This window comes from Acrocarpospora pleiomorpha (assembly GCF_009687885.1).
Lineage (GTDB): Bacteria > Actinomycetota > Actinomycetes > Streptosporangiales > Streptosporangiaceae > Acrocarpospora > Acrocarpospora pleiomorpha.
In genome coordinates this window covers 157001-181316 of record NZ_BLAF01000004.1, presented here as the reverse complement: position 1 = coordinate 181316, position 24316 = coordinate 157001, and the positions used below count along the sequence as shown (strand labels likewise).

The 24316-nt window shown below is 69.4% G+C and carries 22 protein-coding genes; 6 read left to right on the top strand and 16 right to left on the bottom strand.

Annotated elements, in window-relative coordinates; genetic code table 11:
* Nucleotides 1–51: 51 nt before the first annotated feature.
* From Aple_RS00850 to rox, 3 genes are all read right to left on the bottom strand, one after another.
* Nucleotides 52–663 carry a dihydrofolate reductase family protein gene (locus tag Aple_RS00850; RefSeq protein ID WP_155342469.1) on the bottom strand — a complete coding sequence of 204 codons (612 nt, stop codon included), beginning with the start codon at nt 661–663 and terminating at the stop codon, nt 52–54.
* A 254-nt stretch (nt 664–917) separates the two neighbouring features.
* Entirely contained in the window at nt 918–1664 is a 747-nt protein-coding gene (locus Aple_RS00845; protein WP_155342468.1) for a class I SAM-dependent methyltransferase, read from the bottom strand.
* Nucleotides 1665–2171: 507 nt separating this feature from the next.
* Nucleotides 2172–3596: a rifampin monooxygenase gene (gene rox / locus Aple_RS00840; RefSeq protein WP_218038081.1), complete on the bottom strand. Its 1425-nt coding sequence runs from the start codon at nt 3594–3596 to the stop codon at nt 2172–2174.
* Nucleotides 3597–3995: 399 nt separating this feature from the next.
* On the opposite strand from rox, the gene Aple_RS00835 reads away from it, so the two are divergent.
* Nucleotides 3996–4733 carry a class I SAM-dependent methyltransferase gene (locus Aple_RS00835; protein ID WP_155342466.1) on the top strand — a complete coding sequence of 246 codons (738 nt, stop codon included), beginning with the start codon at nt 3996–3998 and terminating at the stop codon, nt 4731–4733.
* Between the two features lie 118 nt (nt 4734–4851).
* Here Aple_RS00835 and Aple_RS00830 read toward each other — a convergent pair whose 3' ends face one another.
* Nucleotides 4852–5544, bottom strand: coding sequence for a TetR/AcrR family transcriptional regulator (locus Aple_RS00830; RefSeq protein WP_155342465.1), 693 nt, complete (start codon nt 5542–5544; stop codon nt 4852–4854).
* A gap of 53 nt (nt 5545–5597) precedes the next feature.
* On the opposite strand from Aple_RS00830, the gene Aple_RS00825 reads away from it, so the two are divergent.
* Nucleotides 5598–6722 (top strand): FAD-dependent oxidoreductase, encoded by a 1125-nt coding sequence (locus tag Aple_RS00825; RefSeq protein WP_155342464.1) that lies wholly within the window; start codon nt 5598–5600, stop codon nt 6720–6722.
* 56 nt (nt 6723–6778) lie between these two features.
* Here the strand turns inward: Aple_RS00825 and Aple_RS00820 are convergent, their stop codons facing one another.
* Genes Aple_RS00820 through Aple_RS00800 form a run of 5 tightly spaced genes read right to left on the bottom strand, consistent with a single transcriptional unit; the run spans nt 6779 to nt 11839 of the window.
* The gene (locus Aple_RS00820) at nt 6779–7504 is read right to left on the bottom strand and encodes an ABC transporter ATP-binding protein (protein ID WP_155342463.1); all 726 of its coding nucleotides are present in this window, start codon (nt 7502–7504) and stop codon (nt 6779–6781) included.
* 1 nt (nt 7505) lies between these two features.
* On the bottom strand, nt 7506–9353 hold the full coding sequence (locus Aple_RS00815) for a branched-chain amino acid ABC transporter ATP-binding protein/permease (protein WP_155342462.1): 1848 nt from the start codon (nt 9351–9353) through the stop codon (nt 7506–7508).
* Nucleotides 9353–10219, bottom strand: a complete 867-nt coding sequence (locus Aple_RS00810; RefSeq protein WP_155342461.1) for a branched-chain amino acid ABC transporter permease — start codon at nt 10217–10219, stop codon at nt 9353–9355. The genes Aple_RS00815 and Aple_RS00810 overlap by 1 nt, the downstream gene beginning before the upstream one ends.
* Before the next feature lie 17 nt (nt 10220–10236).
* The gene (locus Aple_RS00805) at nt 10237–10635 is read right to left on the bottom strand and encodes a nuclear transport factor 2 family protein (protein ID WP_155342460.1); all 399 of its coding nucleotides are present in this window, start codon (nt 10633–10635) and stop codon (nt 10237–10239) included.
* A 31-nt stretch (nt 10636–10666) separates the two neighbouring features.
* A complete protein-coding gene (locus Aple_RS00800; protein ID WP_170321211.1) occupies nt 10667–11839 on the bottom strand; it encodes an acyl-CoA dehydrogenase family protein in 1173 nt (390 codons plus the stop codon).
* A gap of 147 nt (nt 11840–11986) precedes the next feature.
* Between Aple_RS00800 and Aple_RS00795 the strand changes: the two genes are divergently transcribed.
* Complete coding sequence (locus Aple_RS00795; RefSeq protein WP_155342458.1) at nt 11987–13006, top strand: MBL fold metallo-hydrolase; 1020 nt, start codon at nt 11987–11989, stop codon at nt 13004–13006.
* Between the two features lie 56 nt (nt 13007–13062).
* On the opposite strand, the gene Aple_RS00790 is transcribed toward Aple_RS00795, so the two are convergent.
* Both Aple_RS00790 and Aple_RS00785 read right to left on the bottom strand, forming a co-directional pair.
* Nucleotides 13063–14301 carry an amidohydrolase family protein gene (locus Aple_RS00790; protein ID WP_155342457.1) on the bottom strand — a complete coding sequence of 413 codons (1239 nt, stop codon included), beginning with the start codon at nt 14299–14301 and terminating at the stop codon, nt 13063–13065.
* A 54-nt stretch (nt 14302–14355) separates the two neighbouring features.
* Nucleotides 14356–16899 carry a CaiB/BaiF CoA transferase family protein gene (locus Aple_RS00785; RefSeq protein ID WP_155342456.1) on the bottom strand — a complete coding sequence of 848 codons (2544 nt, stop codon included), beginning with the start codon at nt 16897–16899 and terminating at the stop codon, nt 14356–14358.
* A gap of 150 nt (nt 16900–17049) precedes the next feature.
* On the opposite strand from Aple_RS00785, the gene Aple_RS00780 reads away from it, so the two are divergent.
* From Aple_RS00780 to Aple_RS00770, 3 genes are read left to right on the top strand one after another with little or no spacing between them, the layout of a single operon-like run.
* Entirely contained in the window at nt 17050–17523 is a 474-nt protein-coding gene (locus Aple_RS00780) for a Zn-ribbon domain-containing OB-fold protein (protein WP_155342455.1), read from the top strand.
* Between the two features lie 3 nt (nt 17524–17526).
* A complete protein-coding gene (locus Aple_RS00775) occupies nt 17527–18699 on the top strand; it encodes a thiolase family protein (RefSeq protein WP_155342454.1) in 1173 nt (390 codons plus the stop codon).
* Between the two features lie 4 nt (nt 18700–18703).
* Nucleotides 18704–19618, top strand: a complete 915-nt coding sequence (locus Aple_RS00770; RefSeq protein WP_170321210.1) for an LLM class flavin-dependent oxidoreductase — start codon at nt 18704–18706, stop codon at nt 19616–19618.
* A gap of 42 nt (nt 19619–19660) precedes the next feature.
* Here Aple_RS00770 and Aple_RS00765 read toward each other — a convergent pair whose 3' ends face one another.
* The 5 genes from Aple_RS00765 to Aple_RS00745 are packed head-to-tail and all read right to left on the bottom strand — an operon-like array spanning nt 19661 to nt 24313.
* Entirely contained in the window at nt 19661–20590 is a 930-nt protein-coding gene (locus Aple_RS00765) for a dihydrodipicolinate synthase family protein (RefSeq protein ID WP_155342452.1), read from the bottom strand.
* 9 nt (nt 20591–20599) lie between these two features.
* Nucleotides 20600–21385: an SDR family oxidoreductase gene (locus Aple_RS00760; RefSeq protein ID WP_155342451.1), complete on the bottom strand. Its 786-nt coding sequence runs from the start codon at nt 21383–21385 to the stop codon at nt 20600–20602.
* Between the two features lie 26 nt (nt 21386–21411).
* On the bottom strand, nt 21412–21768 hold the full coding sequence (locus tag Aple_RS00755) for a VOC family protein (protein WP_155342450.1): 357 nt from the start codon (nt 21766–21768) through the stop codon (nt 21412–21414).
* A 20-nt stretch (nt 21769–21788) separates the two neighbouring features.
* Nucleotides 21789–22763 (bottom strand): Bug family tripartite tricarboxylate transporter substrate binding protein, encoded by a 975-nt coding sequence (locus Aple_RS00750; protein ID WP_155342449.1) that lies wholly within the window; start codon nt 22761–22763, stop codon nt 21789–21791.
* A 38-nt stretch (nt 22764–22801) separates the two neighbouring features.
* Nucleotides 22802–24313, bottom strand: a complete 1512-nt coding sequence (locus Aple_RS00745; RefSeq protein WP_155342448.1) for a tripartite tricarboxylate transporter permease — start codon at nt 24311–24313, stop codon at nt 22802–22804.
* Nucleotides 24314–24316 lie beyond the last annotated feature (3 nt).

Here is a 24316-nt window from a genome sequence, read left to right as displayed (position 1 = left end):
TGAAGATCATCTCCTGTGGTGTCAAGACAGCGTGGTTCGGTGGCAGGGACTTCAGGCCCTTGCATACCGCGGGCGCCCGGCCGGCCGGCAGACCTGGATCGTCACGCCCTTCGAGTCGACCCGCGACTCGACCAGGTCGAGCGCAAGATCCGGACCGGTCTCCGGGAACAGTCTCGCGCCCTGGCCGAGGATCACCGGGATCACGATCAGAATCATCTCGTCGACCAGGTCGTTCTCCAGCAGCCACCGGGTCAGGATGCCACTGCCGTGCACCTGCAGCTCTCCCCCGGGCTTGGCCTTCAGCTCACTGATGGCCGCCGCGAGGTCACCGCGGAGAACGGTCGTGTCCTCCCAACGCGGCGCGGTGAGCGAGGTCGAGGCAACGTACTTGGGGGCCTCGTTCAAGGCCACGCCGATGGGATGGGCGCGCATCTGGTCGATTGATCCCCAGGAGCCGGCGAACAGCTCGTAGGTGCGCCGGCCGAACAGGAACGCCTCGGCGCGCTGGTAGGTCTGCGTGATGAACGTCCTGGTCTCGTCGTCACCCGCCCCCAGTGCCCATCCGCCGCGCTCGAATCCGTTCCTGCGGTCCTCATCCGACGCACCGCCGTTTCCCTGCGTCACTCCATCGATGGTGACCTGAGTCACGGTCGTCAGCTTCATGATCGCGGTTCCTTTGCCTTGGCGCCGCCCCTTGCGGGCGGCCTCACCCCTGCTACGAACACCACCGCCCCGACCCGACACTTCCTCCCGGACTTCTTTGAAGAATTTCCAGCCCTGCCGAACGGCCGTGTTCATCAAGCCGCAACCAAACCCAGGCGGAGAATCACATCGCACGACCAGCGGCGGTTGAAGGTGGCCGGGCGGCAGGGAATGACGCTCACGGCGTGCCGCCCGGCCCCGCGCGGATCTGACGATCAGCGCTTCATCAGGGCGAAGACTCCCCAGCCGAGATACTCACGCATGTAGCGCGCGTAGCGTGCGGGCTCGGTGGTGAGCTCGGCCCGTACCTCGGGCGCCAGTTCGTCGTCCGGGTTCCGGTCGAGCCAGCGGCGGAGGTTGAGCCACTGTGCCGCGCAATACCGGTCCCAGCTGTCCTGGTCGGCCAGCATCATTTCCACGACGTCGTACCCGAGGTCGCCGAACTGCTCGATCAGCTCGGGCAGCGGCAGGAAGTCGGCCAGGCTGGTGGCGTGGCAGGCCTCCGCGGCCTCCTGGTCCGGCGGAGTCCGGCGCCAGTAGGGCTCGCCGATCAGCATCAGACCTCCGGGGCGGAGGCTGCGACCGAGCAGCTCGGCCGTTCCGGCGACGCCGTTCCCGATCCAGGTGGCGCCGACGCAGGCGGCGAGATCGACCGGCTCGTCCGCGACATGACCGGAGGCGTCGCCGTGGACGAACTCGACCCGGTCGGCGACGCCGAGCTCGATGGCACGTGCCTGGGCCTGCTCGGTGAAGACCGTGCTGATGTCCACGCCCGTGCCCGTGAAGCCCAGGTCACGTGCCCAGGTGCACAGCATCTCGCCCGAGCCGCTGGCCAGGTCGAGCACTCGTGTCCCGGGGGCCAGGTGGAGTGCCTGGCCCAGGGCGGCCAACTTGTCGGCAGTCAGCGGGTTGTGGATGCGGTGGCTGCTCTCGCGGATGGTGAAGATGCGGGGAAGGTCCATGACCAAATTCCTTTCCGTCATGCCCTGTGGTGGGAGGAGGGGTTGATGGCGCGTCGCAGGCGCGCGATCGCGGCCAGGACCTGACCGTGGGAGGTGCGCGAGGCGGTGGAGCGGAAGGAATGGTCGCGTTCCTCGTCCCAGCCGTAGTCGGCCGGAGTCAGGACGCGCGCAGGAGAGAAGAAGGCAGGTTGCTGAGAATCAGGTTGCTGAAACAATGCGGAGACCTTGGGAAGGGGCCCCTCCGGACGGCACGCGCGACCAAGAACTCCCGCTAGGAGAGAGGAAGGCAGGTGCGGGTCAGGACGAGGCCCGGGAAGTGAGGATGATCCGGGCGCTGCACATGGCAGCGGTCTCCACGACAGTCATCGACTCACCTCCTTCGATCTCCGCAGCAGACCCAGTCGTCGCTGCGCCGCCCAGAGTACCAGCCTCTGCCGTCGCCGGGCCGCCCGCCCTTCACCGGCCACTGATGCCGGTGAAGGGCGGGCGGCCGAGCCGTGAACGCTATCAGTTGGCGGGCTTGCCGAACCAGCGGGCGAGGTGGCCGTCCAGGTCCTGCTGATCGTCGCCGATCCAGGCGACGTGGCCGTCGGGGCGTAGCAGGACGCTCGGAACATCCAGTACCGCAGTGGGATCCGCGAGGTGATCGACTCGGTCTGACCAGCCGCCGACGGTCAGGCGTTCGGTGCGGTCCAGCAGCAGGCCGCGGCCGCGATGCAGCAGATCGTAGAGGCGGCCCTGTTTCACGTCGATGTCGCGCAGGCGGCGGCCGAGCAGGTCGGGGCCTGCGCCGAAGTCGTAGCGGATGCCGATCGCGGTGATCTTCTCGATCAGATAGCGGTTCACCTCGTCGAAGTCCATCAGTTCGGTGAGCAGCCTGCGCGCGGCCTGCGGGCCCGGTTCGGCGGACAGCAGTTCCATCTGGGCGCGGGTGTTGTCCAGCACGTCCGCGGCGACCGGATGACGTTCGGCCTGGTAGGTGTCCAGCAGTGTTTCCGGCGCCCAGCCGCGGATCTGCGCGGCCAGCTTCCAGCCGAGGTTGAACGCGTCCTGAACACCCAGGTTGAGGCCCTGCCCGCCGATGGGTGGATGGATGTGTGCCGCATCGCCGGCCAGCAGCACCCGCCCGACCCGATAACGTTCGGCCAGCCGGGTGGCATCCCCGAAGCGGGACATCCAGCGCGGGGAGTGCACGCCGAAATCGGTTCCGGCGATGGTGCGCAACTGTTGTTGGAAATCCTCGAGGGTGGGCGGTTCCGCGCGATCGCTGACTCCCCCGGCGGGGACGACGACGCTGTAAACCCCTTCGCCGAAGGGCCTGAGCCAGAATCGCCTATGGGTCTCGTGGATTTCGGTCACCTTGGCGGTGATCTCCTCCTGCGGCACGCCCACTTCCATCTCGCCCATCAGCGTCTCGGTCCGCGAGGGCTCGCCGGGGAAGCCGACGCCGAGCAGTTTGCGCACCGTACTGCGCGCGCCGTCACAGCCGACGAGATAGCGCGCACGCAGCTGTTCCCCGTCGGCCAGCTCGACGGTCACACCCTCGTCGTCCTGCTCGAAACCGGCCACCGCACAACCGTGCCGGACCTGGGCACCCAGTTCGATCGCATGCTCTTCGAGCAGGCGTTCGATGACCGGCTGCGGGATGCCCAGCAGATAGGCGTGCGCGGAATCCAGGCCCTTGGGCGCGGGTTTGGCGATGGCGGCGAAGAAACCGCTGGCCGGACGCTGTCTTCCGTGTCCGAGAATGCGATCCAGCAGCCCGCGCATCGCCATCAGCTCGAGACTGCGAATATGCAGACCGACTATGCGGACGAACGACTTGGGCTCGGTTTCCTTCTCCAGAACGAGTACCCGCACGTCGTGCAGCCGCAGTTCGGCGGCCAGCATCGCGCCGGTCGGCCCGCACCCGGCAATGATCACGTCGAACATGAGGGGCGCACGCTCGGCACCGGAGGCTGGCGACCTGAGTCCGGGGACGTCGCCAACGGTGAAGTCGCGCTCGACCGTATCGTTCGACGACGGCTCGGCGGTGAACTGCGGAGAGTCCATAGGTTGTTGCCTTTCGGGAGTGCCTAATTGGAGAGGCGCTCCCGGCGACACCTACGTCAATCGCCGGCCGTGATGGGAAGGGGGAGCACCCACATCGATACAGCGTTCATGGGTCTCACCTCCTCGGGCGGTGTCACGGTCACCGGCAAGCTACAAGCCCGAGCATCACCCCGTCCAATCCTTTTCCAGCCACGTGATCACGACTCCGCACGGGCCCGTGCGGTTGCAGAGCGAATCCGGCGTGCCGCATGATCTGCTGACGGAGATGGAGGCAGTCTGATGTCCAGGGCGCAGTTGTATGACGCCATCGGCGCTACCTACACCGTGACGCGGCGCACCGAGCCGCGGATCGCCGAGCAGATCTGGACCGCGCTCGGCGATGCGCGGACCGTGCTGAACGTTGGGGCCGGCACCGGGTCCTACGAGCCTCCCGGCCTCGACGTGACTGCGGTAGAGCCATCGGCGGTCATGCGGGTGCAGCGGCCCGCAGGCGCAGCGCCGTGCGTCGATGCCACCGCGGAGAGTCTCCCGTTCGAGGACCAGTCTTTCGACGCCGCGATGGCTTTCGCTACCATCGATCACTGGCAGGACCCGATCGCGGGCCTGCGCGAGATGCGGCGTGTCGCTCGCCGCGTGGTCGTGTTCACCTGCGACGCCAGTGACGCCGATCTCTTCTGGCTGAACCGTGACTACCTGCCGGAGTTCGCCGGCCTCTGGGCTGGCCGGCCTTCGCTGACCGAGTTGGTCGGTGCGATCGGAGCCCGGACCGAGCCGGTGCTCGTTCCGTGGGACTGCGCTGACGGCTTCTACCACGCCTTCTGGCGCCGGCCCGAGGCGTACCTGGACGAGCATGTCCGCCGCGGCATGTCGATCTGGGCCAGGGTCGGCCCGGATGCCGAGCAGCGGGCGGTGCACAGCCTCCGTGATGACCTCGCATCCGGCCGGTGGGCCGCGCGCAACCGCGACCTCTCCGGCCTCGACGCGGCGGAGCTCGGCCTGCGCCTGCTCATCGCCTGATCCCGCCATAGTGCCGGGTCGCGGACCAACGTGTTGACGGTGATTCAGCGGGAGATCGGCAGCGGGCGGTCGAGGTTGCCGGTGCCTCGGTGACCTTCTTCTTGCGTCCGTCCAAGCGTCAGGCCGGCGGTCGGGCGAGTTTGGCGGCCACGGCGTCGAGGACCCAGTCCAGGCCGGTCGCGAAGGACGTCTCGGCGTCCACCTCCGTGCCGTCGTGCACGAACCTGGCCAGCGCCGGGAAGCGGCCCGTGGCCAGCATCCGCGTCACATGCGGGCCGGAGGCGCGCTGCCAGTCGTGCTTGGACAGGCCCGTGGCGCGTTCGGCCCGCAGGTCGGCGATCTCGCGCCTGATCGCGCCGGTGAAGTAGGCGCTGACGGTCTCCACGGCGCGCGTGACGGTGCCGAGGTCGGCGAGGCCGTCGAGGGCGGCCAGCGTGGCCTCGGTCACGGCGAGGGCGTTCGGGCCCAGGGCCGGACGGCCGCCGAGCAGGTCGGCCAGCCATTCGTGACGGAGGGTGGCCTGCCTGGTGAGGTCGGCGTGGAGGCGCAGCACCTCCCGCCAGTCGCCGGGCTGCTCCTCGGGGAGGATCTCGGCGTGGATCTCGTCGACCATGAGGTCGAACAGCTCCTCCTTGGTGGAGATGTAGCCGTACAGCCGCATCGGACCGACGTCGAGCCGGGCGGCGACCTTGCGCAACGACACCGCCTCCAGTCCGCCCTCGTCGGCTAGCGCGATGGCGGTGGCGACGATTCGCTCCCGGTCGAGCGGCGCGGGGCGAGTCGGCGGCTCCGGCCGGTCCCACACAGTCATGGATACATCGTACTGTTGCAATACACCGTCTCAGAAAAATACACTGTATCGATATGAGACATCGTATCGCCGTGATCGGAGGCGGTCCCGCCGGCCTGACCTTCGCCCGCGTCCTGCACCGCCACGATCACCCCGTCACCGTTTTCGAACGCGATCCCGCCCCGGACGCCCGTCCCCCGGGCGGCACGCTGGACCTGCACGAGAACCTGGGCCAGCGCGCGCTGGGCAAGGCGGGACTGCTGGCGGAGTTCCAGGCGCTGTCCCGTCCCGAGGGGCAGGCCATGCGCATCCTGGACACGGACGGGACCGTGCTCCGCGACTGGAAACCCCGTCCGGATGACCGGGCCAATCCCGAGATCGACCGCGGGCAACTCCGTGACCTGCTGCTCGGCCCTCTCGACGTTCAGTGGGGGCGGAAGGTGACGGAGGTGGTGCCGGTGACCCGGGATGGCGTGCTGGTCAATTTCGCGGACGGGCGGCAGGAGACGTTCGACCTCGTGGTCGGCGCGGACGGCGCCTGGTCCCGGGTCCGCCCGGCGGTCTCGTCCGCGACGCCGCAGTACACCGGCGTCACCTTGGTGGAGACCTCTCTGGATGACGTCGACACCCGGCACCCCGGCCTCGCCCGGCTGATCGGCGACGGTTCCATGGCCGTGTACGGCGTGAACCGCGCCCTCGTCGCCCAGCGCAACAGCGGCGGCCACGTCAAGGTGTACGCCCAGTTCCGCGCGCCGCTGGACTGGCATACGCACCTGGACGGCCTGGACCTGGCCGACGCCGAGGCTGTGCGATCAAGCGTGCCGGCCCTGTTCGACGGCTGGGCCGCACCCGTCCTCGACCTCCTCCGCCGCGGCACCGCTTTCGTCCGCCGCCCCCTCCACGTCCTGCCCGTGTCCCACACCTGGGCCCACGTGCCCGGGGTGACGCTCCTGGGCGACGCCGCCCACCTGATGCCCCCATTGGGGGTGGGCGCGAACCTCGCCATGGTGGACGGCGCCGAACTCGCCGAGTCCGTCGCCGGCCCCGGCGATCTGGACGAGGGCGTCCGCGCCTTCGAGGAACAGATGTGGGCACGAGCCGGCAGGTGGGCGAAGATCACGGCGGCCGGTCTGGAACGCCTCGTGAGCCCGGACCCCGCCCAAGCCCTCGCCCTCTTCGACGAAGTTCAGCCCTCCTGACTGCTTCACGGGCAGCACGGCACCGCCGCGATCGGCGATTTCCACGGCGGCCCCGGCTAGGTCGTCATCGCTCCGACGCCGAGATAAATGGCCCGTACGTCGTCCTCGGTGACGGCGCTGGCCGGTTCGTCGATGACGACGTGGCCCCGGTTGAGTACGAGCACCTGATCGGCCACGGAGAGCGCCTCGCCGACGAGTTGTTCGACGAGCACGACCGCTTTGCCCTCGTCCCGCAGTGTCCGGACGGTGGCCAGCAACTCCTTGACGATGACCGGGGCGAGGCCGGCCGACGGCTCGTCGAGCATGAGGACCTCCGGCTCCGGCACGAGCGCCTGGGCTATCGCCAGCATCTGCTGCTGGCCGCCGGACAGCAGCGCGGCCTTCTGCCGTGACTTGTCCTTGAGCACGGGGAACCGGCGGTAGGCCACCTCGATGGCGGCGGCGCGGTCGCGCCGGCCCAGGTGCCGGCCGCCCAGTGCCAGGTTCTCCTCGACGGTCCGCTGGCGGAAGACCCGTTTGCCCTCCTGGACGAGCGCGAGGCCCTGCCGTACCCGAAGGTGGGTCGGGGTCCGCGTCACGTCCTGGCCGAGGAGTTCGATCGTGCCGGCCTGGGCCTTGACCACGCCGGTGATGGTGGACAGCAGGGTCGTCTTCCCGGCGCCGTTGGCGCCCAGGACTACGGTGATCTTGCCCGGCGAGGCGGACAGGGCGACGTCACGCAGGACGGTGAGGTCGCCGTAGCCGGACACGAGGTTCTCGACGCGCAGGTACAGCTCAGTCATGTCAGTCGGTCCTCTCCCCTGTCGTGGCGGCGGCGCGCGGAGCCGCCAGGGCCTGCACCACCTCGGTGGGGTCCACCGACCCCAGGTAGCTGCGTGCGACCGCTTCGTCGTCGCGAATCTCGTGGGCTGTGCCGTCGGCGATCAGCCGGCCGCGTTCGAGCACGTAGATGCGGTCGGCGACGGCGCAGATCATCTCGAAGTTGTGCTCCACCAGGATGATCGTCGCGCCGGCGTCGCGCAGCGCGCGCAGCAGGTCGCTCAGCTCGTCGACCTCGGCGGCGCCCAGCCCCGAGGCGGGTTCGTCCAGCAGCAGGACGGAGGCGTCGGTGCACAACGCGCGAGCGACCTCGATGAGGCGCCGGGTACCCAGCGGTACGCCGCTCGCGTCGGCGTCGGCCACGGGCAGCAGCCCGACCGCGCTCAGCCAGCGGGTGGTGGCCTCGTTGTCCTCGATGACGGACCTTCGGTAGTTCGGCAGCCGCAGCATCGCGGGCAGGACACCGGTGTAGTGGCGCCGGTACCGGGCCGACGACACGACCTCGGCGACGGTCATCGACCGGGGCACGACCGGGGTCTGGAAGGTGCGCGCCACGCCCATGAGCGCGGCCGCCTCCGGACGGCGCGGCGGTAGCGCGTCGTCACCGAGGACGACCCGGCCGGAGTCGGCGCCGTAGTAGCCGGAGACGATGTTGAGCATTGTCGTCTTTCCGGACCCGTTCGCGCCGATCAGCCCGGTGATCTGGCCGGGGGCGGCCTCGATCGTGACGCCGTCGAGCGCCCGCACCCCGCCGAACGACATGACGATGTCCTCGACCAGCACCCGTTTGCCGGGAACCGGCGGCACGTCGCCGACCTCCGCGATGGACTTGGCGATGACGGTCGACTGGATCAGGCCCAGGCGCCGCTTGACCGTACGCACCAGCCGGCGGTACCGGTCACTGGTGAGCAGGACGCCACCGGCGATCAGGAATGCGCCGTAGACCACGAAGGTGTACTCCTCGAACGCTTCGATCTGGTTGGGACCGAGCTGGAGGATCGCCACGCCGGCGATGACGCCGTACACCGTCTCGGCGCCGCCCAGCACGGCGGCGGCGAGAACGGTGATCGCGAACATGAAGTTGAAGTAGTCGGGGGTCACGAACCGGTCGAGGTAGGCGTAGAGCCAGCCGGCCACACCGGCCGGCAACGCGCCCACGACGTAGGCCGTGGCCTTGAGCCGGGTGACGCTGTAGCCGAGCGACTTGGCGAGGACCGGGCTCTCCCGCATCACCCGCAGCGCCGAGCCGTGCCGGCCGAGGACCAGGTTGCGCATCAGCGCGAGCCACAGGATCAGGCAGCCGACCGTCAGCACGTAGAACCCGTCGGCGCCGAGCGGCTGTCCGAACAGCACCGGGCCGGCGATGCCCAGCAGGCCCGAGGTGCCGCCGGTGTACTCGTCAAGCAGGTCGGTGGTCTCCGGGATCAGCGCGACCAGGAAGAAGGAGCACATGGCCAGGCCCCAGCCGGTGATCCGGAGGCCGGGCAGCGCGGTGATCAGGCCCAGGGCCGCGACGAAGACCAGCGAGGCGACCAGCGAGATCGCCATGTCGTAGCCCTGGATCGACATCCAGCCGGTCAGGTACGCTCCGGCGGCGTACATCGCGACCTGGCCGATGGCCAGCTCGCCGCCGAATCCCCAGGCCAGGTTGAGCCCGCTGACCACCAGGGCCATGATCGAGATCAGCAACACCTGGCGCATGAAGCTGTGACCGGCTCCCCAGTATGGCCCGGCCATCACGAACAGGCCGACGACAAGGGGGGCGATCCACATGTAACGGGTCAGCGTCACGTCCACTCCGCGGATCTTCATCACACCACCCTTTGCTGTCGGCTGCCGAACAATCCGGTCGGTTTCAGGAGCAGTACCAACAGGAGGGCCACGAACAGGGCCACGGCGGAGAAACTGGCGCCGAGGTACAGGGCCGAGACCGACTCGACGATGCCCACCGAGAAGCCACCGACGAGAGCGCCGGGGAACGACCCGAACCCGCCGATCGCCAGCGCGAGGAATGACTTGAGCGTGATGGCGGTGCCGAGCGTGACGACGGCGTAGGTGGTGGGTCCGACGGCCGGCCCGACGGCGGCGCCGATCGCGCCGGCCGCCGCCGTGGTGGCCAGCGACATGCGGCGCACGTTGAAGCCCCGCAGCGCGGCGGCGACGCGGTCCTCGGACATCGCGAGGCAGGACAGGCCGGAGAGGGTGAACCGCGACCAGCCCCACAGTCCGAGGAAGACCAGGACGGCCACGGCGATCAGGGCCAGCCCGTCGACCGTGACGCGTCCGCCCATGAGGCCGACGACCGTCGGCGAGACCAGGTCCCGCACCTGGAACGGCTGGTCACCCCAGATGAGGATGGCGACGCCTTCGATGACGATCGAGACGCCGACCGTGGTGACGAGCTCGCCGTGTGAACCCCGGCCCTGGACGGGCCGGATCGCCAGCAGGTCGACCAGGAGGCCCACCAGGAGGCCGAACCCGGCGCCGAGCAGGATGACGACCGCCAGTGGCAGGTCACCGGTGACGCCGAACTGGTAGGCCAGCATGGTCCCGAGCATCACGATCGCGCCCTGCGCGAAGTTGAACGCTCCTGAGCCGACGAGCGTCAGGTTGTAGCCGAGGGCGACGATGACGTAGATCGATCCGATGACGAGCCCACTGAGGAGCGCGGTCTGCATGGTGGCTCCTTTCCGGCCTATCCAGGCTCCTGACGCAGCAGACCCGGGTCCCAGTAGTGCGGTCGCATCGCGACGATGGTTTCCCGCTCGATCTCGAACAGCTCGACGAACGGCATCTCGACGACCACCCCGTTGCCGCGCAGCCGGCCCCGGACGGTGCACTCCCGGAAGACGAGGCTTCCCGACTCCGCGAAACGGTTGGGGGTCTCCCGCCACGACGCCCAGGTCTGACCGATCTTCCGCATCAGCTCGGCGAACTGTTCGTGGCCCCGGTACTCCCCGCCATAGGGCATGGACGGCGGTTCGGATATGTGGACGTCGGCGTGCACGTAGGCGAGCGCGCTGTCGAGGTCGCCGATGTTGATGTGCTTCATGAACGCCTGGACGATTTCGATGCCACTCGGCGGTTCGGTCATTGTTCCTGCCTGTCGTTCTGGTCGGTGGTGGTCAGCGCGGCAGACCCCCGTGCTTCTTCAGCCAGCGCGAGATGACGATGTGCTGGATCTCGTTGGTCCCCTCGCCGATGGCCTCCAGGGGCACATCGCGGTAGTACCGCTCGATCGGCAGGTCACTGACGTAGCCGATGCCGCCGTGGATGCGCAGCGCCTCCTTGGTGACGAAGAGGCCGGCCTCCGAGCAGACGAGCTTGGCCATGGAGCAGGCGAGCTGGATGTCCTCGCCCGCGTCGTATCGCGCGGCGGCGTGGTCCAGCATCAGCTCGGCCGACCGGACGCGCACCGCCATGTCGGCCAGCTTGAACGCGATCGCCTGGTGCTGGTCGATCGGCTTGCCGAACGCCTCCCGCTGGGCGGCATAGGAGATCGAATGGTCGAGGGCGGCCCTGGCCAGCCCGAGGGCGATCGCCCCGACGTGCATCCGGCCGACGTCGATGCGGTTGAGGAAGGCGTGCTGGCCACGGCCGAGCAGGTCCGGCCCGCCGAGCAGGCTGGAGGCCGGGATCCGGTGACCGCTGTAGGCCATCTCCACCGTGTCCGACGCGCGGTGCCCGAGCTTGTCGAAGGGCCGCGAGACCGACAGCGTCGCGGCGGGCGTGGCCGGATCCCGTTCGACGAGGAACGCGGAGAGGCGGTCACCGGTGCGGGCGGCCAGCACGATCAGGTTCGCCTTGGATCCGTTGGTGACCCATGTCTTCGACCCGTCGATGACGTACTCGTCACCGTCGAGTACGGCCCGGCACAGCAGCGCGCTGGTGTCGCTGCCGGCGTGCGGCTCGGACAGCGAGATGGACGCGATCACCTCCCCCGCTGCCAGCTTCGGCAGCCAGTGCTCCTTCTGCTCCTCGGTCCCGAAGGTCTGGATCAGTCCTCCGGCGACCCAGATCGTGGTGACGGTGCCGGCCAGGGACGCCCACGCGTACGCCAGCTCCTCCACGATCCGGACCCGGGTCGCCTCGTTGAGGCTCAGACCGCCGTACCTCTCGTCGATCCCGGCGCCGAAGAGGCCCATCTCCGCGAGTGCCGGGCCGAAGACCAACGGGTGGGCGCCCTCCCGTTCCAAGCGCGTCGCGACCGGAGCGACCTCCGCGCGGACATAGCGTCGTACCGCCTCGACGATCTCCGCGTCCACGCCGGTTCGCCGGGCTTCCTGCGCGACACTCATCGGGCACTCCCTGCTTGGACGATTGGTGCACTGATCGGTCAGACTACTTAGCACGCGGCCGGTCGGCAAGTGTCCACCGGCCGGAGAAATGATTGCTACTGTATGATTAGTATACAAATTTCTATCGTGAAACATGAAGGGTGAAGGATGGCGCACCCCTGCGACGACTGGACGGTGCCCGGCGCCCATGAGGTCAGCGACGGTGTCCACCGCATTCCCCTCCCGCTGCCTCAGGACGGCTTGCGAGCCGTCAACGTCTACGCGCTCGAAGCGGCCGACGGGCTGCTGCTGGTCGACGGCGGCTGGGCGCTGCAGGCGGCACGAGAGGCGCTGGAGAAGGCGGTGCGGTCGCTCGGCCACAGCCTCTCCGACATCTCGCGGTTCGTCGTCACCCACGTCCACCGCGACCACTACACGCAGGCCGTGACGATCCGGCGCGAATACGGGAGCAGGGTGGCCCTCGGCGCGCTCGAACGTGAATCGCTGGAGCGTGCGATGGCCGGGCCGGACGGCAGGTCGATGCTGGCCCTGCTGCGCCGGGCCGACGCCGGCGAGCTGGCCGAGGACCTGCTGGCGGCCGGATTCGGCCGTGCCATGGAGCCGCACGCCTGGGAACCGCCGGACGAGTGGCTGACCGGCGGCGAGCGCATCCCGGTCGACGAGAAGCGCCACCTCGAAGCGATCCACACGCCGGGCCACACGCGGGGGCACCTCGTCTTCGCCGACCGCCACCGCGGCCTGCTCTTCACCGGCGACCACGTGCTCCCCCACATCACACCGTCGATCGGATTCGAGGGCGTCCAGGCCCATCTGCCCCTGCGGGACTTCCTCGACTCCCTCGAACGGGTCCGCGAACTGCCCGACATGGCGATGCTCCCGGCCCACGGGGCGCCGGGACCAAGCGTTCACCAGCGGGCCGCCGAACTGCTGGCGCACCACGAGAACAGGCTGGCGCTGTGCCGGACCGAGGTGCGTCCCTCCGGTACGACGGGCTACGACGTCGCCAGGGCGCTGGCCTGGACGAGCCGGGGCCGGCGTTTCCAGGAACTCGATCCGTTCAACCAGATGCTCGCCGTATCGGAGACCCTCGCCCACCTCGACGTGCTCGTCTCCCGCGGCGTCCTCTCCTGCGCGGAACGGGCCGATGTCCGCGTCTATGCCTGCTGACGGACACGAGACGGCGGGCCATGCGTGGGCATGGCCCGCCGTCTCCTTCCCGGGGGTCAGTCCCGGGAAGTGTCGATGTTGTAGAGCCTCGCGGCATTGCCGCTGAGCACCGCCTCACGCTTGGCGAAGTCCACGTTCTCCAGGGTCACCCCGATCTGCTTGAGCGGCTCGGGGTAGAGGCACGTGGGGTGCGGGAAGTCGGTCTCGAACATGACCTTGTCCCAGCCGACGAAGTCGATGTCGCGCAGCAACGTCTGGTTCTCGAACCAGAAGCACGAGTAGATCTGCCGGTGGAAGTACTCCGAGGGCTTCATCGACAACCGCACGTTGGCCTCGTCGGCCTGATAGTCGAGCGCCTCCAGCAGGAAGGGCATCCACCCGATGCCGCTCTCGACCGAGACGAACCTGAGGTTCGGGTGCCGCTCCAGGATCCCGGAGAAGATCAGGTTGGCGACGACCCGGGCGTTGCCGAGGTAGAGCATCGCCGAGCCGATGGCCAGGCGCTTGGACTCCTCGAAGCTGGGCCACGGCGAGTCGCCGTACCACTGGACGCCCGTGTCGCTGGCGCCCACGTGGAAGTTGATCGGCATGCCGAGCGACTCGCACACCTCCCACAGCGGCTCCCAGTGCAGGTCGCTCAGGTCGGGCAGGCCCTGGTGCTGCGGGTCGGAGGTGATGTTGACGCCCTTGAGGCCCTGGGCGTGCACCCGCTGGGTCTCCTTGACCGCGGCTTCGATGTCCCACCAGGGGATCATCGCCATGCCGTGCAGGCGGCCGTTCGAGTTCTCGTAGAGCTCGATCATCGTGTCGTTCCAGATCTGGGCGCAGAGCAGCCGGAGCCGGCGGTCCTCGATCGCCTTGAACGCCTGGCCGCCGAAACCGACCACGTTGGGGTAGATGATCTGGCCCCAGATGCCGACCTCGTCCATCAGGTCGAGACGGGGCTCCAGGAAGGAGGCCGCCGGGGAGACCTCGGTGAGCGGCCAGTGGGTGAAGCCGGGGCCCTTGTGTTTCACGTTCTGGTGGTTGATGACCGACCCGCCTCCGGCGCGGCCCATCACGTTGTCGCCGACGACCCAGATCCACATGTCGGCCGACTCCATCCGGCCCTTGTGGGGGTTGTAGATCTCCCGTCCGGCCGAGGACACCACCCGGGGCACCTGGTCCTTGTATTTCTCCGGCGCCAGGCGGGTCCACAGGTCGGCGGGCTCCGTCAGGTGCGTGTCGGCGTCGATCACCTTGATGCCCTTGATCGACTCGGGGGTGCGGCCGCTGTAGTTCAGCATTTCGGTCATGGGTCTTCTCTCGTTCGCAGCGGAATGGTGGTGTGGTCGCTCGGGTGGCCTGGCTCAGGCCACACCGTCCGCGCGCAGCGCGGCGATCTCGGCGGTGTCCAGCCCCAGCAGGGTGCCGAGCACGTGGTCGGTGTCCTCTCCGTAGTTCGGGCCGGAGCGGTTGATCAGACCGCCGATGTGGGACGGGGTCTTCTCGAAGCGCACGGGCAGCTCCTTGACCGGCCACCGGCCGAGTTCCGTCTGGTCCAGCTCGACCAGCCAGTTCAGATGCCGGAGCTGGGGGTCGGTCTCGTATCGGTCCTGGGCGGTCTGGCAGACGCCGGCCGGGACGCCGTTCTGCTGGAGGGTCTCCATGAGCTCGAACGCGTCCCAGCCGGCGGTGGCCTCGCCGACCAGCCGGTCGAGCAGGTCCTGGTGCTTCAGGCGGCCGGGCAGGTCCGCGAACCGCGCGTCCTCCAGCACGCCGATCACCTTGGCGAGGGACTCCCACTGGGCCTGGGTGAAACACCCGATCGCGATCCACCGGTCATCACCGGCCGCCGGGTAGGCCCCGTGCGGCGCGGCCGGTTTGTACGGCGAGCGGTTGCCGTACCGGGACCAGCGGCGGCCGTTGGCGCTGTGGTCCAGGATCGCGGTGCCGGTCAGGTAGAGCCCGGTCTCGACCTGGGAGGCGTCGATGTAGCAGCCCTCACCCGTGCGCTGCCTGCGATAGAGGCCGGCCATCATGGCGGTGCTCATGTTGTACGCGCCGAACCAGTCGAGATAGGAGTAGCCGATCCCGGCGGGCGCGAACGGCTCGGGCAGCCCCGACATGTCGCTGAGACCGGAGAACGCCTGCGCGGTGGGCCCGTAACTGCGCATGGTGCTGTAGGAGCCCCGCTCCCCCATGCCCGACTGCTGCACGTAGACGATCGACGGATTGATCTTCCGGAGCTGGGCGTAGCCGAGGCCCATCCGCTCCATGGTGCCGGGCGAGAACCCCTCGATCACGACGTCCGCGCGGGCGATGAGCTGTTTGAGGATCTCCATCCCGCGTGGCGTCTTCAGGTTGAGGCTCAGGCCGAGCTTGCCGGAGTTGATCTCCATGAAGGAGCCCGACCGGTTCGGGCCAGGGGCCTGGGGGTTGGGGATGGGACCGGTGGCCGCGTCCCGTTCCGCGCGTCCCCCGAGCGGGGGAAAGGCGGTGCCGAAGCGCATGCCGTCGTAGCGGGACGAGTGCTCGACCTTGATCACCTCGGCGCCCAGGGCGGTGAAGAACCGCCCGGCCCCGGCGCTGGCCAGCAACCAGGCGAGGTCGAGCACCCGGACACCCCGCAGCGCGAACGGCTCACCGGTCTCGGCGCGGGTCTCCGGCCGGACCTGGGGTTCGAGCGCCGAGCCGAGGACCTCCTCGGTGTGCTCCCCGAGGAGCGGCGGGCGCCTGCCGAGGTTCCACGGCACCTCGTCGCAGACCCACTTCGCCCCCACGTACGTGAAGCCGCGCCCATGCTCGGGGTGGTCGATCTCGACGAACGTGCCGCGCCGCGCCCAGTGTTCGTCGGCGAGGTTCTCCTCGGGCCGCCGGATGGGCGCCCACGGCAGACCGGCCCGCTGCCCCTCGCGCCAGATCTCCCGATCGTTCAGGAACCTTCCGACGAAGGCGCCGAAGACGGCCGCGATGTGTTTGCGGGCGGGCAGCGAGTTGCGGTAAGCGCCGTCCTCGTACTTCTCGTCGGCCAGGTCGTCGGCCATACCGTGGCGTTCCAGCATGTCGACGGTCGCCCGCCACGTGGTCGAGCGGCCGGGCAGGTAGGTGTTGTACGGCAACATCCACCGGCCGTCCTTGGTGGCCGCCAGCACGGGGGCTCCGGGCGTGGGCAGGGAGTGGCGGCAGGTCTGACGCCGGTGCGTCTGCCGCTGGAAGATCCAGTTGGGCAGGTCGGTCTCGGTGTTCTTGCTGACCGACTCGTGCACGGACGTCTCGACCCGCTGGCCCTCCCCCGTGCGGTCGCGGTGCCACAACGCCGCCATGACGGAGGTGGCCATCATCTCGCCGGTGATGTGGTAGGCCTGCCACATCTGCGGGGCCACCGGCGGCAGGTCGTAGTGCCCGTCGGGCTCGGGGTCGTACCCGCAGTTCATCATCACCCCGCCGAGCGCCAGGTGGATCAGGTCGCTGCCGGAGTAGTGAGCCCACGGCCCGTCGTCGCCGAACGCGGTGATACGCGCGTGCACCAGACCAGGGTTCAATTCCGCCAGGCGCCGCGCGTCGAACCCGACGCCCGCGAGGTAGCCGCGGGGCCGTGTCTCCAGGAGCACGTCGCTCGATGCGAGCAGCCGGGCCAGGTCGGCCCGCCCCGCGCCGGTGTCCAGGTCCAGTACGACGGAGCGTTTGCCCAGGTTGTAGTGCCAGAAATGAAGACTGCGGTCAGGGCCCTCCACGTCCTGGTAGAACGGCCCGATCGACCGGGTGCTCTCGCCGCCGACCGGCTCGACCTTGACGACGTCGGCCCCCAGGCCCGCCAGCACCCGGCCGCAGTACTCCCCGAGTTCGTCGGCCAGCTCGACCACACGGATCCCGGCGAGAAACCCGGCCTGCTCGTTCGATGACTTCGACATGCACTCCCCAGGGATCCGCCCGGTCCGCCCCGGGCCGGGAATGGGCCGGTAGCGGACCTTGCCCATAAGTTCACTGACTGAATAGTATACTTCTGTCGCGGTAATGCAAGCCCTCTGGAACCGGTCGAAGACCAGGAAGGACATCGGGACGTGCCAGATCACACCCGTTCGATCGACGAGGTCGATGAGGTCATCGATGAGGTCTTCGACGTGTTCCCCAACGCGCCGATCACCCACGACAACATCGACGTCTATCGAGGCCGCATGGAGCGCAGGCTCCTCGTCAAGCGGTGCCGGGCCTGCGACCGCTACCACGAGCCGCCCCGGTCCTTCTGCCCCGACTGCCTCTCCGGCGACGTGGCGGCGGCGCCGGTCAGCGGCGCGGGCACGGTGGCCCTCTTCAGCCGTGTGCACACCGGCCCGGCCGGGTTCGGGATCGACTACAGGGCGGGGCACCCCATCGCCGTCGTGGAACTGCGGGAACAACCAGGGCTACGGCTCTCCGGCCAGTTCGTCGCGCCGGACGGGCGCGACGCCCGCCTCGACGAGCCGGTCGAGCTCGTGTGGATCGACCGTGCGGACGGGCCTGTCCCCGGCTTCGCCCCGAGCGCCCAGGAGGTCTGACACATGGCTCAGCCGATCAGCGATCAGATCGCGATCGCCGGGGTGCACTCCGCGCCGTACACCCGTTCGCGCGGCATGACGCCGCTGGCGATGGTCACCGAGGCGTGCGTCGGGGCGTTGCGCGACGCCGGGCTCGGCCCCGGCGACGTCGACGGCCTGTCCGGGTCGCAACTCGTGCACTCGAACGAGCTCCAGTCGGCGCTCGGCATCCCCGGCATCACGTGGTGGTGCAACCAGCGGATCCCGGTCTACCACCAGCTCTTCGAGGCGATGTACGCGGTCTGGTCCGGCGCCGCCACGACCGTGCTGGTCTACCACGTCACCTACCGCGCGCCGGGGGTCTCCCGGTCGGCCGCCGCGGACCCGTACCGGCGGCGGTTCGGCCTGGGCACGAACGTGCCGAACAAGAACCCCGACGCCGCCGTCAACGCCGTCGGCTACGCGACCTGGGCCGGCCGTTACCTCCACGACTTCGGCCTCGACCGCACGACCTTCGGCATGGTCGCCGTCAACGGCCGCTCGAACGCCCTGCTCAACGACCACGCGGCGATGCGCAGGCCGCTCACCATGGACGACTATCTCGCCGCCCCGATGTTGCGCGAACCGCTGACCATGCTCGACATGGACCTGCCGGTCGACGGCGCCGACGCCTTCGTGGTGACGACCACGGAACGCGCCCGCGACCTCCCCCGGCGGCCGGTGACCATCCACGCCGCCTCGATGGGCCAGGCGCGGGTGAACAACGAGGAGCAGCTCGTCGACCTCGATCACACGGGCCAGCAGATCGCGGCGGCGGGCATGTGGTCACGTAGCGACGCCACCCTGCGCGACGTCGACGTGTTCCTCCCGTACGACGGATTCTCGATCATCGAGGCCCGCTGGTTCGAGGTCATCGGATACTGCGGGCCGGGCGAGGCGCACGACTTCATGAAGCACCACTGGAACACCGAGCGCGGGCGCGTCGAAATCGACGGCAGGGTGCTCGTCAACCCCCACGGCGGCAGCCTGGCCGACGGCGGAACTCAGGGCTCCGGGCACTTCCGGGAGGCGGTGCTCCAGCTCAGGGGGGAGGCGTCGAACGGCCGTCAGGTGCCGGGCGCGGCCACCGCGCTGGTGACCTCGGGCGGCTTCTTCTTCAACTCGGCGGCGGCGATTCTCCGTGCCGACGAAGGATGACGACGTGAAGGGTGACGGCGTGGCGCCGGCCTTCGAACTGGGCATCGGCGGCCCGTCGGGCGGGACGCGCGACGGGAGACAGCTCGCCGAGGCCGCGACGCGGGCCGAGGACCTCGGCTTCGCGTGGTTCGGCAACGGTGAGCACGTCATGTTCCACAACCCGACGTCCAGCGCGCTGGTGAACCTGGCGTTCCTGGCCGGGGTGACCTCCCGGATCCGCCTGCTGAGCGCGATCACGCTGGTGCCCCTCTACCCGGCCCCCCTGCTCGCGAAGATGGCGGCGTCGCTGGCGATCCTGGCCGGCGGCCGGTTCGAGCTCGGCGTCGGCGTCGGCGGGGAGTATCCGGCGGAGTTCGCGGCGTGTGGCGTGGACGTGCGCACCCGGGGCGCGCGCACGGACGAGGCCATCGACGTGATGCGTGCGCTGTGGACAGGCCAGGAGGTCGACCATGACGGCCGGTTCTGGCAGGTGAAGGGCCGCCTTCGGCCCGAGCCTCCGTCGCCGCCCCGGATTTGGGTGGCCGGCCGGTCCCCCGCCGCCGTACGCCGGGCGATCCACGCCGGCGACGTGTACATGCCGTACCTGCTGCGCCCGCACCGCCTCAGGGAGCACATCGGCGTGATCGAGCAGCGGGTGCCGATCATGCCCTACGTCTTCCTGCACGTGGACGACAGCGGCGACCGCGCCCGCGCCGACGCCGCGGCGTGGGTGGGCCACATGTACCGGCAGAACCCCGAGACCTTCGGGGAGCTCGTCATCGCCGGCACCGCCGACGACTGCGCGGCCCGCCTCGCGCAACTGCGGGACTGGGGGTGCGCCGGGGCGCACATCACCCTGGTCTGCCCGCCCGGCCAGTGGCTCGAACGGTGCGATCTGGTCGGGCGGGAGATCCTGCCGAGGTTCCGGCAAAAGCGTTGATGGTGAGCAGCTCCATCCGATGTCACTTCGCGAAATGTGTCGTCAGCCCAGGCGGGCGCGTTCGTCCCGGGTGGCCAGCCGCGCCAACAGGTAGTCGACTTCGGCGCGTGCGGCGGCGGACAGTGCGCGGGCCGGTGTGCGCTGGGCGTCGTGGGCGATGATGCCGCGGCGCGTCATCACGTACTTGCGGACGGCCAGCCCGGCTCCGGGCTGCTGCTCGTAGCGGACCAGCGGCAGGTGCGCGTCGAACAGGTCGTGGGCTTCGTCACGGCGTCCCTTGCCCATCAGTTCGACGAGGTCGACCAGCAGTTCGGGGAAGCAGTAGCCGGTCATCGCGCCGTCCGCGCCGCGTTCGAGTTCGAAGTCGAGGAAGAGGCCGCCGTTCCCGCACAGGATCGACAGTCGCGGGGCGGTGCCGGCGGCCTCCATGGCCCGCAGTGTCGTGATCTTCTCCAGGCCCGGCCAGTCCTCGTGCTTGAGCATCACGCAGGACGGGTGGGCACCCGCGATCCTGGCGATGACCGATGGTGTCATCTGCACCGTGAAGGTGAGCGGATAGTCCTGGATGACGAAGGGTGTCTCGGCGCCGATCGCGTCGACGCACCCGTCGTAGTACTGGACGATCTGCTCGTCGGTCCTGAGCGTGTTCGGCGGTGCGATCATGACGCCCGCCGCCCCGGCGTCCATGGCATGCGACGCCAGCGTCCGCATGGCCGCGTACCCGGGCGCGGACACCCCGACGACGACGGGGAACCGCGCCCTGCTGATGAACCGTTCCGCCACCGCCGCGGACTCCGACGCCTCGAGCTTGGGCGCCTCTCCCAACTGTCCGAGCACCGTGAGGCCGTTGACCCCCGCCTGTGCGTAGAAGTCGACCATGCGGTCGATGGAAACCAGGTCCACGCGGCCCTGCTCGTCGAAGGGGGTGGGTGCGATGGCGTACACGCCGGAGGTGGCGCGGGTGATTGTCATGAGATCCCTTTAGATGCTTGGAATCATGCCGCCGTCGACCCGGATGACCGAGCCGTTGACGAAGGCGCTGCACATGCTTGCGAGGAAGGTCACCACCTGGGCGTACTCGCGTGGATCGCCGTAGCGCCCGACGGGTATCGAGGCCACGCTCTCCCGCACGACCGACTCCACCGGCCTGCCCTCGCGGGCGGCCTTGGCCTCGTCGAGCGCGCGTACCCTGGCCGTCGCGATCCGGCCCGGGACGACGATGTTGCAGGTGACGCCGTCGGGTCCGACCTCGCGGGCGAGCGTCTTCGACCAGCCGAGGAGGGACGCGCGCAACGCGTTCGACAGCCCGAGGTTGGGGATCGGCGCCACGACGCCCGAACTGGTGCTCGTGATGACCCGGCCCCAGCCCTGGGCGCGCATTGCGGGCAGCACCCGGTCGGTCACCGCGATCACCGGCAGCACCATGGCGTCCACGTACCGGCGCCAGGTTTCGAGGGTCTGCCCCGCCGCCGGACCGGGCGGTGGTCCGCCGGTGTTGTTGACCAGGATGTCGACGGTGCCCAACTCGGCTTCGATCCGGCCGATGCGGTCGTCGGCGACCCCGAGGTCCGCCAGGTCCCAGCCGAGCCCCAGGGCGGGTGTCCCGGAGGCGCGGAGACGATCCGCGACGGCCTCGGCGCGGTCCGCGGTCCGGGCGGCTGCGGCGACACGCACGCCCTCGGCGGCCAGCTCCGCGGCGATCGCGCTTCCGAGCCCGCCGGCGGCGCCCAGGACGAGCGCGACCTTGCCTTCAATGCCCAGCTTCATGTGGTAGTCCTTCGTGGTGGCGGCGTTCAGTCGGTGAGCTGCCACGTCGCGCCGCCCGGGTCGTGCGCGTTGCTGATGGTGCGGCCGGTGTGGTGGATGAAGGCGAGGTTCTTGCTGAACTCGACCCCCCGCCCGGTGAGCTGCTCGACGGCCGCGGGATGGTCGTCGACCCGGAACGCGACGTGGTGGACGTAGGTGCGCCGCGCGTCGCGTTCGAGCCTGATTTCCAGCACGACCTGGTCGGGGCCGGGCAGCGCCAACTCGACTGAGCCGCGCTCGGGGTCCGTACGGCGCACCTCGGCGAACCCGAGGCGGGCGAAGAAGTCGACGGCCCCGTCCAGGTCAGGGGTACGGATGTCGATGTGGTCAACGCAGGTCAACATGGACGCCTCCAGAATGTCGGTTAGTGAAGGGTGTCGAGGATGGGCTTGGCCTGCGACTCCTTGGTGTTCCACAGGTCGGCGAACTCCGCCGTGCCCAGGTAGCCGACGCCGAAGCCGATGCCCTTGATCTTCTCGGCGAAGCCGGGGTCGTCGGTTACCGCCTTGAGCGCCTGCTCGTACCGCTTGACGATCGCCGCCTGCGTCCCCTTGGGCAGGGAGTAACCGGCGACGACGTCCTCCCTGACGTCGAAGCCGAGCTCGGCGAGCGTCGGCACGTCGGGGAAGCTGGGCAGCCGCTGCGCGCCCAGGGTCGCCAGCGGGCGGAACTCGCCGGACTCGACGTTGGGCAGTACCGCGCTCGGCGCGGCCGTGATGACGTCGACCTTGCGGCCGAGCAGGGCGGTGACCTTGTCGGCGCTGCCGCCCTCGAACGGGACCTTGTTGAAGGTCGTCTTGATCGCCGTCTCGACCTTGGTGATCGACAGCAGGTCGTCGACCGCGCCGGCGGCGAGGTTGAGCGATTCGGACTGACCGGCCTTGATGAGGTCGTCCAGCGTCCGGTACGGGCTCGACGCGCTCACGACGACGAGTTCGCCGTAGCCGGCCACGGAGCCCACCGGGACGAACGTGCCGCGGTTGTACCGGACGGACGTGTTCGGATCGAGGTAGCTGATCATCGCCGACGGGAGGTTGGTGGCGCCGAGCAGGCTGCCGTCGGTGGGGCCTTCGGCGATCTCGGCGAGGCCGACCTGTCCGTTTCCTTCCGGCTTGTTGACCACCTGGACCGGTGTGTCGAGCTGCGCCGAGAGCAGCGGGGCGACGAGCCGCGCGATGGTGTCGGTGCTGCCGCCGGCGCTGAACGGGATGAGCAGCTGGATGGAGTCGACGGATTCGGGGAACGTGCTGCCGTCGCCTCCGTCGTTCCCGGTGGAAGCGCAGCCTTGGAGGGCCAGGGCCAGGATGGCGGCGCAAATGAGGACGGAACGCTTTCTCATCGCGAATCCTACTTTCAGGGGGTGGGGGGTGTGTCGCCTCAGCGGAGGCTCGGGGCCGGCTCCGGCCGGGCGGCCCGGCGCTGCCGGAGCCGGTGGGAGATCGGCAGGGCCACGAGGGCCGCCACCGTCAGCGTGTAGAGCACGACCGCCGTCGTACTGGAGAAGAACCCCGATGGACTGCCGTGCGAGAGTGCGAGCGTCTGGCGCATGGACTTCTCCATGAGGTCGCCCAGGACCAGCGTCAACGCGATGGGTGCGGCCGGTACGTCGATCTTCGTGAGGGCGTAGCCGAGCAGGCCGGACCCGAGCAGCACCAGGATGTCGAAGCTGCTGTTGCGGAGACTGTAGGCGCCGACCACGAGGAAGACGACGACGATCGCGTACAGGATCGGGTACGGGGTACGCAGGACGAGCACCCAGAGCCGGACGAGGGGCACGTTGAGCACCAGGAGCATCAGGTTGCCCACCACGATGCTGGCGATGATGGTCCAGGCGACCTGCGGGTGGTCCGAGAACAGCCGCGGCCCGGGGATCAGGCCGTTCGACGTGAAGACGCCGAACATGATGGCCATCGTGGCCGACGAGGGAATGCCCAGCGCGAACAGCGGGATCATGGTGGAGACGCTCAGCGAGTTGTTCGCGGCCTCCGGGCCGGCCACGCCCTGGATCGCGCCCTTGCCGAACTGCTCCGGGTTCTTCGCGAGACGCTTCTCCAGGGCGTACGACGCGAAGGCCGTGGTGGCGCCGGGCGATCCGGGAAGCAGACCGAAGAAGAAGCCGAGGATGGTGCCGCGCGCGATCGGTCCGGCCGACTCGGCGAACTCCTGCCGGGTCGGCGCGATCCGCTCGACCTTGATCGCCTTGCGCTCGGCGTGGCGCCGCTCGACCGTGGCGAAAAGTTCGGTCAGGCCGAACAGCCCCATGATGACCGGGACGAGGTCGAGCCCGTCGACGAGGCCGGGAACACCGCCGGTCAGCCGCTCGACTCCGGACAGGGGATCGCGTCCGACGGTGGCCAGGAGCAGGCCGATCGCGACGGCGACGAGACCCTTGGTCACCGACTTGCCGACCAGACCCGCCGAGATCAGCAGAGCGAAGACGGTCAGCGCGAACATCTCCACCGGGCCGAAGGACACGGCCCAACGGCTCAGCGGGGCGGCGACGGCGAAGCCGACCACGGCGACGATGCAGGCGATGAATCCTCCCACCGCCGAGATCACCAGTGCCGGTCCGGCCCTGCCGGTGCGTGCCATCGCGTGGCCGTCGAGGGTGGTGGCGACCGACGACGCCTCGCCCGGCACCTTGAGCAGGATCGCGGTGATCGAACCGCCGTAGCTGGCTCCGTAGAGCACCGCGGCCATCATGATCAGCGACGGCACGGGCCCGATGGCGAAGGTGAGCGGGAAGAGCAGGGCGGTCGCGGCCGCCGGCCCGAAACCGGGGAGGACGCCGACCACCATGCCGAGCAGACAGCCGATGAATGCGTAGAGGAGCATGTCGGGCGCCAGGACGTTCTGGAGACCGGCAAGCAAGTCGGTGAAGGAGTTCACCTG

Bases quoted from the DNA above. Each gene is read 5' to 3' on its own strand.
- Aple_RS00775 (WP_155342454.1), top strand. From the start codon at position 17,527: ATGGCTCAGCCGATCAGCGATCAGATCGCGATCGCCGGGGTGCACTCC.
- Aple_RS00835 (WP_155342466.1), top strand. From the start codon at position 3,996: ATGTCCAGGGCGCAGTTGTATGACGCCATCGGCGCTACCTACACCGTG.
- Aple_RS00790 (WP_155342457.1), bottom strand. From the start codon at position 14,301: ATGACCGAAATGCTGAACTACAGCGGCCGCACCCCCGAGTCGATCAAG.
- Aple_RS00825 (WP_155342464.1), top strand. From the start codon at position 5,598: ATGAGACATCGTATCGCCGTGATCGGAGGCGGTCCCGCCGGCCTGACC.
- Aple_RS00755 (WP_155342450.1), bottom strand. From the start codon at position 21,768: ATGTTGACCTGCGTTGACCACATCGACATCCGTACCCCTGACCTGGAC.
- Aple_RS00845 (WP_155342468.1), bottom strand. From the start codon at position 1,664: ATGGACCTTCCCCGCATCTTCACCATCCGCGAGAGCAGCCACCGCATC.
- Aple_RS00760 (WP_155342451.1), bottom strand. From the start codon at position 21,385: ATGAAGCTGGGCATTGAAGGCAAGGTCGCGCTCGTCCTGGGCGCCGCC.
- Aple_RS00805 (WP_155342460.1), bottom strand. From the start codon at position 10,635: ATGACCGAACCGCCGAGTGGCATCGAAATCGTCCAGGCGTTCATGAAG.
- Aple_RS00765 (WP_155342452.1), bottom strand. From the start codon at position 20,590: ATGACAATCACCCGCGCCACCTCCGGCGTGTACGCCATCGCACCCACC.
- Aple_RS00830 (WP_155342465.1), bottom strand. From the start codon at position 5,544: ATGACTGTGTGGGACCGGCCGGAGCCGCCGACTCGCCCCGCGCCGCTC.
- rox (WP_218038081.1), bottom strand. From the start codon at position 3,596: ATGTTCGACGTGATCATTGCCGGGTGCGGGCCGACCGGCGCGATGCTG.
- Aple_RS00810 (WP_155342461.1), bottom strand. From the start codon at position 10,219: ATGCAGACCGCGCTCCTCAGTGGGCTCGTCATCGGATCGATCTACGTC.
- Aple_RS00815 (WP_155342462.1), bottom strand. From the start codon at position 9,353: ATGAAGATCCGCGGAGTGGACGTGACGCTGACCCGTTACATGTGGATC.
- Aple_RS00800 (WP_170321211.1), bottom strand. From the start codon at position 11,839: ATGAGTGTCGCGCAGGAAGCCCGGCGAACCGGCGTGGACGCGGAGATC.
- Aple_RS00820 (WP_155342463.1), bottom strand. From the start codon at position 7,504: ATGACTGAGCTGTACCTGCGCGTCGAGAACCTCGTGTCCGGCTACGGC.
- Aple_RS00795 (WP_155342458.1), top strand. From the start codon at position 11,987: ATGGCGCACCCCTGCGACGACTGGACGGTGCCCGGCGCCCATGAGGTC.
- Aple_RS00850 (WP_155342469.1), bottom strand. From the start codon at position 663: ATGAAGCTGACGACCGTGACTCAGGTCACCATCGATGGAGTGACGCAG.
- Aple_RS00750 (WP_155342449.1), bottom strand. From the start codon at position 22,763: ATGAGAAAGCGTTCCGTCCTCATTTGCGCCGCCATCCTGGCCCTGGCC.
- Aple_RS00785 (WP_155342456.1), bottom strand. From the start codon at position 16,899: ATGTCGAAGTCATCGAACGAGCAGGCCGGGTTTCTCGCCGGGATCCGT.